Genomic DNA, 15158 nt, shown 5'->3' with positions numbered 1-15158 from the left:
CCATGTGGGTGCATGCCCCTTTGTTTTTCCAGGTAGCGGGGAGCGCCGGCGCATCCGGCGCAACGTCCGCGACCAGACAGTACGGCAGAGAAATATTTCTCAACCCCTTTACCCCGTAGACTTTTTCCGTGATACGGTTTACTAGGAAAAACGTACAAATAAATTTCTGACAACCATAGGGGATATGTCCCGTTCCGGGCGCTGTGCGGTGCACGGACGGGAAGATAGTGTGGCTGCCGGAAGCATTTTCGCCGCATCCTGCCAGACGACGGATGAGCACAGGGTTCTCTTGCCGAAAAGCCGGTGCGCGAGTGGTTTCTAGGGGGATACAATGGAAGAACTGACCAAATTTGTTGCCAACATCAACAGCTTTGTGTGGGGTATGTACTGCCTGATACCGCTGCTGTGCGGTGTGGGTATCTATTTTACCATCCGGCTGAGATTCGTTCAGATCCGTCGTTTCGGCATGGCCGTGCGCATGCTGTTCGGCGGGCTTTCTCTGCGGGGGGAACGCGCCGACAAGCATGGCATGAGTTCCTTCCAGTCCGTGGCTACGGCCATTGCCGCACAGGTGGGCACGGGTAACCTGGCCGGTGCGGCCACGGCCATTGCCATGGGGGGACCGGGCGCCATCTTCTGGATGTGGCTTGCCGCCTTCTTCGGTATGGCCACCATTTTTGCCGAAGCCGTTCTGGCCCAGATTTACCGCACCCGGGACGATGCCGGCCACATTACCGGCGGCCCGGCCTACTATATCTCCCAGGGTCTCGGCAGCCACAAGCTGGCGGTCTTCTTCTCGGTATCCATCATCATTGCCCTGGGCTGCATCGGCAATATGGTGCAGTCCAATTCCATTGCGGATGCCTTCAACACGGCCTTTGATGTACCGCCGCTGCTCATGGGCGTGATCATTGCCGCCTGTGGCGCCTTTGTCTTCTTTGGCGGCATTGGCCGCATCGCTTCTGTGACGGAAAAGATCGTACCGCTCATGGCCCTGCTCTATGTGGTGGGCGGCCTGGTGGTGGTCATCAGCTTTGCCGACCAGATTATTCCGGCCTTCAAGATGATCTTTGTGGGGGCCTTTGATCCTGCGGCGGCCACGGGCGGCATCATCGGCGCCAGTGTCAAGGAAGCCATCCGCTACGGTGTGGCCCGCGGCCTGTTCTCCAACGAAGCCGGTATGGGTTCCACCCCCCATGCCCATGCTGTGGCCAAGGTGCAGTTCCCCGCCCAGCAGGGCCTTATGGGTATTGTCAGCGTGTTCATCGATACCTTCATCGTGCTGAACATGACCGCCATGGTCATCTTTGTCACCGGCTCCATCGATGGACAGACCACGGGCATTGCCCTGACTCAGAAGGCCTTTGCCTCCGGTCTTGGCAGCTTTGGCGTCAAGTTCGTGGCCATCTGCCTGCTGTTCTTTGCCTTCTCCACCATTGTGGGCTGGTACTTCTTTGCCGAGCAGAACGTCAAGTATCTCTTTGGCACCAGGGCGGTGACGCCGTACCGCTTCGTGGTCATGATCTTCATCGTCATGGGGGCGCTGCTCAAGGTGAATCTGGTGTGGGAACTGGCAGACCTGTTCAATGGTCTTATGGCCTTCCCCAACCTTATTGCCCTTATCGGTCTTGCCAAGGTCGTGAGCAAGGCGCTGGAAGACTTTGAAAAGCAGCCCTTCTGCAAGTAAGGCTGTCCGCTTTTCCCGCTGTACAAAAGCCCCCGCTGCTGCGGGGGCTTTTTGCATATGGTGACGTGCGTAAAACAGAAGCGGCGCCTTTTGTGGACAGGCGGTACCGCACGTCATTGTCTTGCAAAGGGCGCTGCACGGCCCCCGCAGGGCATGCGCCCGCCCCAACATGCCCGAAGGACCGCGTTCTCCGCTGCCAGCCCCGGCATGGGCACGCTGCACGCCTGAGCGCACGTTGCCGTGCGGGGCACGTCGGGTAGAGAAAGCTCTTTTGGGGAGGACAGAGGTGACTGGCGCCACCAGCGGGACGGAGGGACGCGGCCACAAAAAAAGCCCCTGCACGCAGGGGCTGAAGGAGGAGCATACGGGAGCGGGGGCGGTTAGCCCTGTTCTCCCGGCGCCGGGTAGGGCGTATTGTCTGTCATATACCAGATACCGCAGGGGCAGACGCCGGCGCAGATGCCGCAGCCGATACAGCGTTGCGGATCGGAGGCGTAGACAATCTGACCATTTTCTTCTGTGCGGCTGATGGCGCCTTCCGGACAGGCATGCAGGCACATGCTGCAATCCCGGCACGTGCCGCAGCTGATGCAGCGGAGAGCGTCCTGCCGCGCCGCGGGCAGATCTTCATGCCGGAAGGGGGCAAAGGCTTCCAGGTGCAGCCCCTGCAGCGGCTGGCGCGTGCGGGGCGCGGCAGCCGGCTCTTCTTCCTGCCGCAGATAGGCATCCACATGCTGGGCCACGTCAGCCCCGGAACCGATGGCCTGCACCAGCAGGCCGGGACGCACCACGTCCCCCACGGCATAGACCCCTTCCATGATGCGCCCGTCGGCCGCCGGCTTGAGCCAGTCGCGGAAGCGGGGAGCATCGTCAGGCAGGAAGGAGGTATCCGGGCTTTCGCCCACGGTGATGATGACCATATCTCCTTCGATGAGCGTGCCATCGTCGGTCACAAGACCCTTTTCCGTAACGGCAGTGGTCCTGACCGGCCAGAGCAGGCGTCCGCCTAGGCTGCGGATGTGGTCCATTTCCGCGGCAAAGGCCGCGGGCTTCTGCACGTCCACGCAGGTGACTTCCCGTGCGCCCATGGCATAGGCGCCGGCCGCGGCATCCATGCCCGCGTTGCCGCAACCAATGATAATGACACGTTCCGGCACGGCAGGATGTTCCCCGCGGTTGATGGCCTTGAGAAAGTCAATGCCGGGAACGATGCGTTCACAGCCCGGCCAGGGGAAGATGCGCGGCTTGTGTCCCCCCACGGCCACGATAACGGCATCATTTTCCTTCCGCAGGCGGGCAAAGAGATCGGCATCCACCCGCACACCAGGACGGAAATGCACACCAAGGGACTCGATGCGGGCCAGTTCCCGTTCCAGCAGGCTGTGTTCCAGGCGTTCGCGGGGAATGACCTGTTCCAGCTTGCCGCCCATGCGCTGGTCCGCTTCATAGACCGTGACATCATGGCCACGCAGCGCCAGCTGCCAGGCTGCACTGAGGCCGCCCACACCGCCGCCGATGACCGCAACATGCTTGCCGGTGGACGGTGCCGGCTTGGGCGCCGGCAGGTCCAGGGATTCCAGCCCCAGCGGGCCGATCTGGACGGCTTCGTCCAGCTGGCAGCGGGAGCAGGACTGCATGCAGAGATTGGGGCAGACCCGGCCGCAGACGCTGGAGGGGAAGGGGCTGTAGCGCAGGATCAGTTCCAGCGCCTCGTTGGTGCGTCCCTTCCGCAGCAGATTGAAGCGCTGCTGGCTGGGAATATGCGCCGGGCAGGCATCCTCGCAGGGAGAGGCGTGCCGGGCATTGTCCCAGTGCGGGACGCGCAGGCGCCCTTCGGCATGGGCCACCAGGCCCTGCACCCCCAGATCATCCGGGAAGACGTCGCCAAAGATGCCGCCCGGCACCCACTTTTCCCGACGGAAGGTTTCCATGGCGGGCATGTTGGCATGATGGTCTACATGGGGCACAGGCACAATCTTGTGCCAGTGGCTCCAGTCTTCCAGGGAGGCGCGCAGGTCGCTGTGCCGGACGGCGTCAAGAAAGCGGGGCAGGCCCTGAGCCAGAAAGTCCTTGTCGCTTTCTTCCAGTTCCTTCAGGGTCACATCCGGGGGAAGAACGGGCACATGGCCGCGCACGTAGACCACGCCGCCCACCATGCCGACGCAGGGACGTTCGCCCAGCACGCTGTCCAGGGCATCACAGTCATAGCCGCAGATGACGGCCGTACCGCCACCCATGAATTCAAAGGAGAAACTGCCCACGCTTTTCAGGATCCACAGTTCCGGTGCCGGATACTGCGGGTCATGCTTCATGAGCGATCCGGAACGCGTTCCCGCGCGCCCGCCAATATAGATACAGCCGCTGGCAGCGCAATGGCCGGCCGTATCACCGGCATCACCGCGCACGGTGATCTGGCCGCCGGCATTGAGCCAGCCCACGTCGGCAGGCGCCGGCCCTTCCACAACGACTTCCGTTCCCGGCATGCACATGGAGCCCACGCGCTGGCCAGGATTGCTGACAAGAAAGTGCAAGGGCTTGCCGTCCGCATTCCAGAGCGGACCGCCGATATCGTGCTGGCCGGTGGCATCAATATGAAAATCCGTCTCGCCGTTCCGCACGGCCTGCTCGATTTGCAGCAGCAGGTTCTGGGTGGAGAGGCGGTCGTGTTCCTGCAGGGTCGATATATAGAGCATGGTCTTCCTCCAGAATCAGCAGGCGTAGGGAATTTGCAGGGTATCGGCCACGGCCTTGTCCAGGGAAACCAGGGCGTCGGAACGGCCCACCGGCAGGGAGCTGTTCCCCACAGGCGCCATGAGCATGCGCAGTTCGTTGTCGAAGGTGAGCATGTAGTCCACAATGCTCTGTGCGCCCTTGTCCACATCCAGACGGCGCATGAGGCGCGCATCCTGCGTGCAGATGCCCGTGGGGCAGCGCCCGGAGGAACAGCCGTTGCAGCGGCCCTGCTCATTGCCCACACAGCCCAGCAGCTGGATGATCATCTTGCCCATGAAGACGCCGTTGGCCCCCAGGCAGATCATCTTGAAGGCATCGGCTGCGGCATTGCCGCTCATGCCCATGCCGCCGCCGGCCCAGAGCGGAATCTGTCCCTGCAGGCCCTGGCGCACGGCGGCCAGGTAGCAGTCGCGCAGCTTGGAGACCACGGGATGCCCGGTGTGATCCAGGGAGATTTCGTTGGCCGCGCCCGTGCCCCCCTGCAGACCGTCGATGAAGAACCCACCGCAGATTTTGTAGGGGTCGCGCAGAAGGTTGTTGTATACCGAAACCGAGGTGGCCGAAGCCGCACACTTGATGGCCACGGGAACACGGAAGCCGAAGGCCGCATTGAGCGAAAGGTGCATCTTCTGCACGGATTCTTCGATGGAATAAAGGCCCTGATGGTTCGGCGGGGAATGCAGGGTGGTCTTGGGTACCCCGCGGATGGCCTGAATGTGCGGCGCCACCTTGGCGGCGGGCAGCAGGCCGCCGTCGCCGGGCTTGGCGCCCTGGCCGATCTTGATGAGCACACCGGCCGGATCGCACTTCATGTGCGGCATGGCCCGGATGATGCGGTTCCAGCCGAAGTGCCCGGAGGCGATCTGCAGAATCATGTAGCGCAGCTGATCCGATTCCAGCAGGCGTACCGGCAGGCCGCCTTCGCCGGAACACATGCGCACCGGCATGCCGCAGACTTCGTTAAGGTAGGCCGTGGCCAGGGCAATGGCTTCCCAGGCACGGGTGGAAAGGGCGCCGATGCTCATGTCGCTGAAGATGAGCGGGTATATCCAGCGCACGGGCGGGGTATGGCCGGAAAGGGTCAGCTGATTGCCCTGGACCGTGAGGGGCAGGTCCTTGGCCAGCACCACACGCCCCAGAGGGGCACGGATATCAAAGGTGTGCCGTTCGGCATCCAGGGCAGGGTCGGTCATCTGGCTGATGCGCCCCACCACGATGGCATCCAGGCTGCGCTGGGTGTCAAGACCGTTGCGCCCGCCGCGCTTCTGGGGACCATGCGTGCGTGCCAGCAGGGACACACGTTGGTCCACATTGCGTACCGGGCGGATGGCCTGATTGGGGCAGATTTTTTCGCACATGCCGCAGCCGGTGCAGGCATTGGAGAGCTTGGCCTTCTGGCGAATGACCGGACGGGCTTCGTAATGTTCCACAGGCGTGGGAAAGACTTCATGGGTGGTGACGCTGCGCTGGCGGCGCATGCCCACCTCAATGGCACCGAAGGTACAGGCGGCAACGCAGGAGCCGCACAGGGTGCAGCGCTCCGGCTGGTACTCTATTTTCCAGCGCAGGTCATTGAGGCCCAGGTCCTGTGTCTTTACTGCTTCCATTGCTGCACCTCCAGATCATTGTCGATGATGACCATTTCCCGTTCGCCGGGGTAGATGTCCCGCGTGCTGTCCCGGTTCGGCAGCACGGCATTGAGGCCGCACACTTCGGAAGCAATGGCCAGCATGTCATCCTGCCGGCCCACCACCACGGGCCGCAGCTTCTTGGCATCGCAGCAGGTGATCATGCGGCCGTCAGGCAGCAGAGCAATGATGGCGTTGGGGCCATTGATTTCCAGATGGCACAGGGTCTGGCGCAGCAGGGCCAGCACCTCATGGTCAGGGCGCTGCTCGGCTTCGGCAAAGGGCAGGGGCGTAATGACGTGCTTGTAGTAGGGCAGAGGCCACTTCAGCTCATGCAGCACATAATGCAGCGTGTAGAGGAAGTTCTGCGAGTCGGATTCAAAGCCGATGTAGCCGCGGTGCAGGGAGCGCTGAAATTCCTTGTTCTTGGTGAAGAAGGTATTTTCGCCGTTGGCACAGAGCGTGTAGCCCTGCAGGAAGAAGGGATGGGCGGCATAGCGCACGATTTCGTAGTTGGTGTTCTGGCGGCACTGGGCCACAATATTGCGCGCCATAAGGCGGCCATCGTCATTCCAGAGGCCAAAATAGGTGGCAATGTCGGCCGGATCACCGATTTCCTTGAGCGTCAGCACATCAGGCCAGAAGGAGTACACAAAGCCGTTGTTGTCCTCTTCCAGCAGGGCGCGCAGGGCCAGCCGCGTATCCACCAGCAGTTCTTCCCGTTCTTCCTGGGAACGGTAGCGATAGACTTCGGGATAGTCGTAGTTGCGGAAGACGTAACGGGGCATGGCGCTGATGCTCAGGCCGGGGCGGCGGTCCACTTCCGGCACCCACTGGGCAGCCTGCACAAAGCCCTTGTGTTCCATGTATTCGTTGACCAGCTGCACGCCGCGCGGCGTACAGGCCATGGAAAGCAGCGGCTTGTCCTTGTAATGGGCAAACACGCCTTCCAGGTCCTGCATGACCATGGCAAAGCCCGAATTATCGTGCCCTTCCTGCTGTGGCAGCATGAGATGCAAGGCCGTGGACGGTGGCACGGGCGTTGTACTTTTGATGGATCCTATTCTGCACATGGTATTCTCCGTTGGAGTTTTGCGCTTTGCGCCGGAATGGGCACCGACGGCAAGAGAGCCGGTGCCCTGAATCTGCGGCATGTCCGCGAGACACGCCTGTCCTGTAAAATCTCCGCTCTGGGAGATCAGAGTGTGCTCAGCCGGCGGATGGCTTCATCCGTATCTTCAGGTGTACCAAAAGATGTAAGGCGGATAAAACCTTCGCCACAGGCGCCGAAGCCGACGCCGGGCGTGCAGACCAGCCCCGCCTTTTCCAGAAGCATATCAAAAAACTGCCACGACGTGCTGCCCGCAGGCACCGATACCCACAGATAGGGGGCGTTCTGGCCACCGTACACATCCAGGCCCCTGTCGCGCATGGCCTGGGACAGCAGGCGGGCATTGCGCTGATAGACCCGGATGGCCTGCATGCCTTCTTCCCGGCCCTGGGGGGTGCAGGCAGCTTCGGCAGCCCGCTGCACGATATAGGGGCAGCCGTTGTATTTGGTGGTCTGGCGCCGGTTCCAGAAGGCATTGAGCGCAACCTTGCCTTCCTTGCCATCGCCGATGCAGAGTTCACGAGGGACCACCACATAGGCGCAGCGCAGCCCCGTAAAGCCGGCACTCTTGGAAAAGCTGCGCATTTCCACGGCCACTTCGCGGGCGCCGTCCACCTCATAGATGGAGTGGGGCACCTCGGGATCGGTGATGAAGGCCTCATAGGCCGCATCAAAGAGCAGCAGGCTGCCATGCGTATGCGCATACTCGACCCAGCGGGTCAGGGCCTCGCGGCTCATGGCCGTGCCCGTGGGATTGTTGGGCGAGCACAGGTAGATGACATCGGCCTGTTCCCGGGGAGGTTCGGGAATAAAGCCGTTGTCACGGGTGCAGGGCAGGTAGAGGAGCTTGCTCCAGCGCTGGCCGTCAAAGGTTCCGGCACGTCCGGCCATGGCATTGCTGTCCACCCCCACGGGATAGACGGGATCGCTTACGGCGATACGGCTGTCCGCGGCAAACAGCTCCTGGAAATTGGCCAGATCGCACTTGGAGCCATCACTGATGAAAATTTCGTCCATGTCCAGGTGCACGCCGCGCGGCGCAAATTCCGTTTCCACAATGGCCTTGCGCAGGAAGGGGTAGCCGCGTTCAGGGCCGTAGCCATGGAAGGTGGACTGCTGGGCCATTTCATCGGTGGCCTTGTGCAGGGCGGCGATGACGGAAGGAGCCAGGGGGCGGGTTACATCGCCGATGCCCAGACTGATGACGCGCACATCAGGATGCGCGGCACGATAGGCTGCCACACGGTGGGCAATGTCCGTGAACAGATAACTTCCCGGCAGCAGGGGAAGATTGGGATTAATGCAGATCATGCAAGAGACTCCTGGCAGTAGTACACACCGTCAAAGACACGTTGAGCCGGCCCGGTCATGAAAATATGGTCTGTTTCTTCATCCCAGCGGATGTGCAGGGTACCTCCCGGCAGGTCCACATCCACTTCACGTCCGGTGCGGCCGTTGAGTACACAGGCTGCGGCAACGGCACAGGCGCCGGTGCCGCAGGCCTGTGTTTCCCCTGTGCCACGTTCCCACACGCGCATGCGTACATGGGTGGGTGAAAGAACCTCCACGAATTCGGCGTTGGTCCGGCGCGGGAAGAGAGGGTGACATTCCAGCGCCGGACCCAGAAGGGAGAGTTCCAGCCCGTCGAGCGTGGGCAGAATGACCACGGCATGCGGGTTGCCCATGGAAACGGCGGTTACCTCGAACGTCTGTCCCGCAATGTCCAGGGGAACACGCAGGAAGCGTTGAGCATTTTCCATGCCCTGGGGAAGCAGGACCGGAATATCCGCCGGAGTGAGCACGGGGGCACCCATGTCCACCGTGGCCCCCTCGATGTGTCCGTCCTTGCGCAGCAGGCTGACCGTGCGCAGGCCGGCAGCAGTTTCAACGAGGATGCTGTCACCCTTTACCAGCCCATGCTCGGCAGCGTACTTGCCCACGCAGCGAATGGCATTGCCGCACATTTCCGCTTCGCTTCCATCAGGATTGAACATACGCATACGCACATCCGCTTTGGACGAGGGCAGTACCAGCACCAGCCCATCGGAACCGATGCCGCGATGCCGTTCACTGAGGCGCACGGCCAGCGCCCCGGGATCGGGAATTTGTTCGTCAAATCCGTTGATATACACGTAATCGTTGCCCAGGCCGTGCATTTTGGTAAAGGCGATGGCTGAAGACATGGATGAAGATTTCCTTTACGGCTGCCCGGCCGCTTCCATGGCCGGGCAGCCGGTTTTCCTAATGAACCCAGAGCAGTTCCGCATAGCGCGGAAGGGGCCAGTCGACATCGTTGACCAGCTGTTCCAGCGCATCGGCATGCTCACGGCAGAGCAGCATGGCCGGGATGATGCTGTCCCGGGCGCGCACGGCCTGTTCGTGGGCCGTCTGACCACCCATGGCCATTTCCAGCGCGGCTTCCAGGGTGGAGACCCCTTCGGCAAGACCCGTAACGTGCTTGCGCAGGGTGCGGAAGAGGGCCATTTCCGATTCGCAATCCTGCACCAGGGCCTGGGTTTCACGCACCAGCACGGCGGCATCCTTCTGGGCCTGACGCGCCACCGGCAGAACCTGGCGGTTCACCATGTCACGCAGGGTACGGGCCTCGATGGTGATGGCATGAACGTAGTGTTCCAGCAGGATTTCCTGGCGGGCAAGCATTTCCCGTTCATTGAGGATGCCGTGCCGACGGAAGACATCCATCACCGCAGGATCGCTGTAGTGTTCCAGCGCGGCCACCGTGTCGGTATGGTTGGGCAGACCGCGGCGGGCAGCTTCTTCCGGCCAGTCGGCGGAGTAGCCGTTGCCATTGAAAACAACGGGCATGTCTTCACGGATGAGGCGGGGCAGCATATCCTGCAGGACAGCATTGAGGGTTTCGCCCTGCGCCATGCGGTTTTCCATTTCCGTGGCCATATCGTCCAGCACGCAGGCAACGGCCGCGTTGAGGGCGATGTTGACAGGAGCCACCGACTGCGAGGACCCCGTGGCCCGGAATTCAAACTTGTTGCCCGTGAAGGCAAAGGGGCTGGTGCGGTTACGGTCGGTGCTGTCGCGGGGCAGGGGCGGCAGGCTGGACACGCCGATTTCCATGAAGCCGCCGCCATGCGTCTTCAGGGGGGTGCCGTTGGCCATGCTTTCCAGTACGGCCGTCAGCTCATCGCCCAGGTAGACGGACAGAATGGCCGGCGGCGCTTCGTTGGCGCCCAGACGATGGTCATTGCCGGCGCCGATGGTTCCCAGGCGCAGCGCCGTGGCATGCTGATGGACGGCGCGGATGGTCGCCACCAGGAAGACGAGGAACTGGGCGTTGTCCTGCGGGGTGGAGCCGGGGTTGAGCAGATTCTGCCCGTCGGAGGAACACAGGGACCAGTTGTTATGCTTGCCGCTGCCGTTGACGCCGGCAAAGGGCTTTTCATGCAGCAGGCACACAAAGCCATGGCGCGCGGCCAGATGCCGCAGCATATTCATGGTCAGCATGTTGTGGTCGCAGGCCAGGTTGGCTTCTTCGTAAATGGGAGCCAGTTCAAACTGACCGGGGGCCACTTCATTGTGACGGGTCTTGACGGGAATGCCCAGGGCCAGCAGTTCGCGTTCCACATCCTGCATGAAGCTCATGACCCTGGCCGGAATGGCGCCGAAATAGTGGTCCTCCATTTCCTGCCCCTTGGGGGAGGGAGAACCCAGCAGCGTACGGCCCGTGAGCATGATGTCCGGGCGCAGGGCAGCCAGGCGGCTGTCAACGAGGAAGTATTCCTGTTCCGGCCCCACCATGGCCCGCACGGCAGTCACATTGGTATTGCCGAAGAGGCGCAGCATGCGCACGGCCTGACGCGACAGGGCTTCCAGGGAGCGCATCAGCGGAATTTTGCGGTCCAGCGCTTCACCGGAGTAGGAATAGAAAAAGGTGGGGATGTGCAGGGTGGCCGAATAGGGGCCGCGGATGATGAACACCGGCACCGAGGGGTCCCAGGCGGTATAGCCGCGGGCCTCAAAGGTGGAACGCAGCCCGCCAGAGGGGAAGGAAGAGGCATCGGGCTCGCCGCTGATGAGCATCTTGCCAGAAAATTCGCTCAGCACATGACCATCGGACAGGGGCGACAGAAAGGCATCATGCTTTTCCGCCGTCTGACCGGTCATGGGCTGGAACCAGTGGGTATAGTGGGTGGCCCCCTGTTCGATGGCCCAATCCTTCATGGCATTGGCCACCACATCGGCAATGGCGGGATCAAGACGCCCGCCGCTGCGGATGATGTCGGCCAGCTTTTGGAAGACATCGCGGGGAAGACGTTTGCGCATGGCTTCCAAGCCGAAAACATTACTGCCGAATTCAGGCAGATTGCCCTGTTCCGCGGGAATGGTGGCGGCCAGGGCGGAAAGGACGGCTGTGCTGCGAGATTCGCTCATGTGATCCTCCAGATGGAAACAGTCTGCGTGAAGAACGCGTTGTTGTCTCTTTATCTGCATCACACGTGCCAAAATTAAAAAATTTTGTAATTTTAGTTAGATATATATAAAACCTATGTATGATATAGGGAATTGTCTGACAATTTTACACCATTTTGTAGAAAAAAGGCTTTCCTTGTTTGCCCGAACAACCAGGAAAAGCCTGCCATGGCCGCACACGAGGGGGTAAACGCCGGCAGCTCCCTGCCCGCATCTGTTGGCACGGCATTCTGATGGGAAAAAATCCTGCTTCATGCCGGAAACAGCACCCTGTCCCGGACGTTTGGGCACATTTTGCGGGTATGCACAGGGAAAAACAGCCGCATGCAGCAAAAGTACAAAAATGTCATTTTTTGGCCGAGAGAACAGGCCGCGACATGGGGAATTTGCTTGAATACAGCAATAACATACTGAAATATTTTTGATATAAAAAATCTACGATTCCGTGGAAGTGTCGGATTCGCCATGTGGCATCCGAAAATCCTTGTAGCTCAGGCCATACTTCTTGAGGCGCAGGCCCATGATGCGCTCGGTCAGTCCCAGCCGGGCAGCGGCCTTGCCCATCTGCCCGCCGGTGGCCCGCATGGCTTCCACAATGCAGGCCCGTTCCAGCTCGTTGAGGCGATCCTGCAGGGAAACGGAAAGCACAGGGCATGCCGGTGCATCCAGGCGGCTGCCGGCATGCACGGCACAGTGCTCGCTGTGCAGGGCCGCGGGCAGATGCTGCGGCAGGATCAGGTCGGAATGCCCCAGCAGCAGGACGGCACGCTCCATGGTGTTTTCTAGCTCGCGGATATTGCCGGGCCAGTCATAGCGTTGCAGCATGTCCATGACCGCCAGCGAGAGCCGCACATCCTCGTGTCCGTTCAGGCGGGCAAACTTGCGGATGAAATGCTGGGCCAGGGGCAGAATATCCTCGCGGCGCTCCCGCAGGGGAGGCAGGATGATGGGAAAGACATTGAGGCGGTAGAAAAGGTCGCGACGGAACTGCCCCGCGGCCACCATTTTTTCCAGATCGCGATTGGTGGCCGCCACGATGCGCGTGTCCACATGCAGGGTTTCGGTGCCGCCCAGGCGCTCAAAGCTGCGTTCCTGCAAGACGCGCAGCAGCTTTGCCTGGGTGACCAGGCTCAGCTCTCCCACTTCATCCAGAAAGAGGGTTCCGCCGTCGGCCAGTTCAAAGCGCCCCTTGCGTGTGGAGTTGGCACCGGTGAAGGCGCCCTTTTCATGGCCGAACATCTCGCTTTCAATGAGATTTTCCGGCAGGGCGGCACAGTTCAGGGAAACAAAGGGCCTCCCCGCCCGGCCGCTGGCGGCATGGATGGCGCGGGCGGCCAGTTCCTTGCCTGTGCCGGATTCGCCGTACAGCACCACGGTGGTGGACGAGGGGGCCACCTGCTCGATCTGCGAATAGATGTGCTGCATGATTGCCGTATTGCCCACAATGCCGGGAATACGCCGGGCTACGCCTTCCTCATCATCCATGTGCCGCTGATTTTCCAGGGCCACATGAGCCAGCAGGGCCGCCACGATATCCAGCAGGCGCACTTCTTCTTCCAGGCTGGCCGTATCAGTCAGCAGATGATCCACCGACAGGGCGCCCACCACCTGGGTATTGAGCTTGATGGGCACGCAGATGAAGGAGATGGCTTCCTTGTTCAGATCGCGGGAGCGCGTGCGGTTCAGAAAAAGCGGCTCCTGGGACACATTGGAAATATACATGGGTTCGCCGCTCTGGATGACGCGCCCGGTGATGCCTTCGCCGGGAACATAGCGCCCGCGCGAACGTTCCGAGGCCTTCAGGCCCACCGCGGCCTCGATGCGGATTTCACCGGTGACGGGCGAAACCAGGGTGATGCTGCCCCGCATGAGATGCAGCTGGCGCGACATCAGCTCCAGTGCCTTGTCCAGGGCCTGGCGTATGTTCTGGGTGTCGCCGAGCAGGCGGGTAAGTTCCAGCAGCAGACTCAGCTGGTCTTCGGCGGCAAGGCGGCCTTCATCGCCGCTGTGCCGGACAGTATCCGTGGCAGTGTGAGAATCCGTAGTCATGAATATGTCATACGGCAAGCCGGCACGAGAGACAAGATGGCAGGGCGGATGGACACGCCAGGCAGGCTTGACCTTCCTGTGGAAATCCTCAAGGTAAAGAGAGCATGATGCAGAAAACAGACCGTCGCGGCAGCATCTGCCGCAAGGCCGGAACGGTTCCGGGACAGCATGACGGGTCATGCGGGCGTCTCTGCGGAGGAAATGTCATGAACTATAAAATTGGCGAGCTTGCCAGAATAACCGGCTGCAAGCCGGTAACCATCCGCTATTACGAACGGGAAGGGCTGCTGCCGGCGCCAGAGCGCACGGCGGGCAATTACCGGCAGTATGGCGAAAAGGACCTGGAACGCCTGCGCTTCATACGGCACTGCCGCCAGCACGGCATGGAGCTGGACGAAATACGCGCCCTGCTGGCCTTTCGGGACAAGCCCGTGGCCAATTGCAGCTGGATCAACGGTCTGGTGGCGGAGCATATTGCCAGGGTGGACGAGCAGATTGCCGCGCTGCAACACCTCAAGGAACACCTTCAGACCCTGCTGCACAGCTGCGAGGGGGGGCAGGGGGAAAATTGCGGCATTCTGAAATCGCTGGACACGGCAGGAAACTGCCCGCACTGCGCCCGTCTGGCCAGCGCTCGGCCTGTTCAGGGAGCGGTTCAGGGCGCGCATATCCCGGCCGTCAGGAAGGGCCAGAAAACGCCCCGGGAGCAGAACGGCTGACAGGGCGGACAGCAGCGCGTGCGGTGTCGTGTGGTGCCTGGCTGCCGGATGTCGTCATGACGCACAGCACCGGCGGCAGGTCCTTCTGCCAGCCCGTAACAGACACGGGCCAGAACGCGCAGCCGTGAAAAAGCCTTCCGGCATGTTTCTGCCGCCGTTGGCATGCGTGCCCTCGCCGGGAAGGTGCGCCATTGCGTGCGCCGGGCCATGCCAGGGGGCAAAAGCGCGACAGGGCGCAGGCACGCCGCGGCTCACCGCAGCGCGGAGAGCCGGAGCATGCGTCTGCCCCTGGGGGTGTTACACCATCAGGCCGAAGGACGGCAGCCCCGCGTCCGTGGTGCTGCCGGAAGATGGGGCAGGTTCCTGCCGGGCAAGGCGCTGCTTCCAGTGGATAACCTGCGCCAGAAAGGCCTGCAGGGCCTGTTGCAGGCTGTTCATATCGGCAAACTGCGCATCATGGCGTTTCCAGAGGATGATGGCATCCAGTTCTGGATGAATGGCAAAGGCCGCTCCGCCTGTCTGGGCGCCCAGCAGGGAGGCTTCCAGCAGGGTGCGGCAGAGCGCGTCGTCCTGGGGAGAGAGTTTGCCCACCTCGCTGTGCAGGATGAGGGAATGGTCCTCGCTGTCAGGGGTGAAGGTGATGGTATGCTCTCCGTCAAAAAGCAGGGCGCACTGTCCGTCGGCATCAAGGCCAAGGTCGTCGATGCCCAGTGCATTGCCCAGTTCGGCCAGCAGTGCGGCAAGTTCCATGTGGGTCTCCTTCGTGGGGAATGAACAGGGGGAGC

Annotated in this window: 10 protein-coding genes; 2 read left to right on the top strand and 8 right to left on the bottom strand. The window is 61.7% G+C overall.

The window, feature by feature from the left end; translation table 11 throughout:
- Window positions 1–331: 331 nt before the first annotated feature.
- Complete coding sequence (locus Q0J57_RS07770; protein WP_297218967.1) at window positions 332–1687, top strand: sodium:alanine symporter family protein; 1356 nt, start codon at window positions 332–334, stop codon at window positions 1685–1687.
- 380 nt (window positions 1688–2067) lie between these two features.
- On the opposite strand, the gene Q0J57_RS07765 is transcribed toward Q0J57_RS07770, so the two are convergent.
- The 7 genes from Q0J57_RS07765 to Q0J57_RS07735 form a co-directional block, all read right to left on the bottom strand.
- Window positions 2068–4380, bottom strand: coding sequence for an FAD-dependent oxidoreductase (locus tag Q0J57_RS07765; protein ID WP_297218965.1), 2313 nt, complete (start codon window positions 4378–4380; stop codon window positions 2068–2070).
- A gap of 15 nt (window positions 4381–4395) precedes the next feature.
- On the bottom strand, window positions 4396–6027 hold the full coding sequence (locus Q0J57_RS07760; RefSeq protein WP_297218963.1) for a glutamate synthase-related protein: 1632 nt from the start codon (window positions 6025–6027) through the stop codon (window positions 4396–4398).
- Complete coding sequence (locus Q0J57_RS07755; RefSeq protein WP_297218961.1) at window positions 6015–7121, bottom strand: glutamate synthase; 1107 nt, start codon at window positions 7119–7121, stop codon at window positions 6015–6017. Before Q0J57_RS07755 ends, Q0J57_RS07760 begins: the two co-directional genes overlap by 13 nt.
- A gap of 125 nt (window positions 7122–7246) precedes the next feature.
- The gene (locus tag Q0J57_RS07750; RefSeq protein WP_297218959.1) at window positions 7247–8470 is read right to left on the bottom strand and encodes an LL-diaminopimelate aminotransferase; all 1224 of its coding nucleotides are present in this window, start codon (window positions 8468–8470) and stop codon (window positions 7247–7249) included.
- The gene (gene dapF / locus Q0J57_RS07745; protein ID WP_297218957.1) at window positions 8467–9342 is read right to left on the bottom strand and encodes a diaminopimelate epimerase; all 876 of its coding nucleotides are present in this window, start codon (window positions 9340–9342) and stop codon (window positions 8467–8469) included. Before dapF ends, Q0J57_RS07750 begins: the two co-directional genes overlap by 4 nt.
- A 58-nt stretch (window positions 9343–9400) precedes the next feature.
- On the bottom strand, window positions 9401–11566 hold the full coding sequence (locus Q0J57_RS07740; protein WP_297218955.1) for a glutamine synthetase III: 2166 nt from the start codon (window positions 11564–11566) through the stop codon (window positions 9401–9403).
- Window positions 11567–12040: 474 nt separating this feature from the next.
- The gene (locus tag Q0J57_RS07735) at window positions 12041–13654 is read right to left on the bottom strand and encodes a sigma 54-interacting transcriptional regulator (RefSeq protein WP_297218953.1); all 1614 of its coding nucleotides are present in this window, start codon (window positions 13652–13654) and stop codon (window positions 12041–12043) included.
- A 206-nt stretch (window positions 13655–13860) separates the two neighbouring features.
- Here Q0J57_RS07735 and Q0J57_RS07730 point away from each other — a divergent pair, with 206 nt between their 5' ends.
- Window positions 13861–14373: a Cd(II)/Pb(II)-responsive transcriptional regulator gene (locus Q0J57_RS07730; RefSeq protein WP_297218951.1), complete on the top strand. Its 513-nt coding sequence runs from the start codon at window positions 13861–13863 to the stop codon at window positions 14371–14373.
- Window positions 14374–14670: 297 nt separating this feature from the next.
- On the opposite strand, the gene Q0J57_RS07725 is transcribed toward Q0J57_RS07730, so the two are convergent.
- Window positions 14671–15123: a type III secretion system chaperone gene (locus tag Q0J57_RS07725; protein ID WP_297218949.1), complete on the bottom strand. Its 453-nt coding sequence runs from the start codon at window positions 15121–15123 to the stop codon at window positions 14671–14673.
- Window positions 15124–15158: the final 35 nt, after the last annotated feature.

The sequence above is a fragment of the uncultured Desulfovibrio sp. genome (genome assembly GCF_944324505.1).
In the GTDB taxonomy this organism is placed as follows: domain Bacteria; phylum Desulfobacterota; class Desulfovibrionia; order Desulfovibrionales; family Desulfovibrionaceae; genus Desulfovibrio.
The sequence above is the reverse complement of the archived record's forward strand: the minus strand, read 5'-3'. Positions and strand labels throughout refer to the sequence as shown.

What these genes read in the sequence shown, in the direction of transcription:
- Q0J57_RS07770 (WP_297218967.1), top strand. Translation starts at nt 332, where the DNA reads ATGGAAGAACTGACCAAATTTGTTGCCAACATCAACAGCTTTGTGTGG.
- Q0J57_RS07765 (WP_297218965.1), bottom strand. Translation starts at nt 4,380, where the DNA reads ATGCTCTATATATCGACCCTGCAGGAACACGACCGCCTCTCCACCCAG.
- Q0J57_RS07760 (WP_297218963.1), bottom strand. Translation starts at nt 6,027, where the DNA reads ATGGAAGCAGTAAAGACACAGGACCTGGGCCTCAATGACCTGCGCTGG.
- Q0J57_RS07755 (WP_297218961.1), bottom strand. Translation starts at nt 7,121, where the DNA reads ATGTGCAGAATAGGATCCATCAAAAGTACAACGCCCGTGCCACCGTCC.
- Q0J57_RS07750 (WP_297218959.1), bottom strand. Translation starts at nt 8,470, where the DNA reads ATGATCTGCATTAATCCCAATCTTCCCCTGCTGCCGGGAAGTTATCTG.
- dapF (WP_297218957.1), bottom strand. Translation starts at nt 9,342, where the DNA reads ATGTCTTCAGCCATCGCCTTTACCAAAATGCACGGCCTGGGCAACGAT.
- Q0J57_RS07740 (WP_297218955.1), bottom strand. Translation starts at nt 11,566, where the DNA reads ATGAGCGAATCTCGCAGCACAGCCGTCCTTTCCGCCCTGGCCGCCACC.
- Q0J57_RS07735 (WP_297218953.1), bottom strand. Translation starts at nt 13,654, where the DNA reads ATGACTACGGATTCTCACACTGCCACGGATACTGTCCGGCACAGCGGC.
- Q0J57_RS07730 (WP_297218951.1), top strand. Translation starts at nt 13,861, where the DNA reads ATGAACTATAAAATTGGCGAGCTTGCCAGAATAACCGGCTGCAAGCCG.
- Q0J57_RS07725 (WP_297218949.1), bottom strand. Translation starts at nt 15,123, where the DNA reads ATGGAACTTGCCGCACTGCTGGCCGAACTGGGCAATGCACTGGGCATC.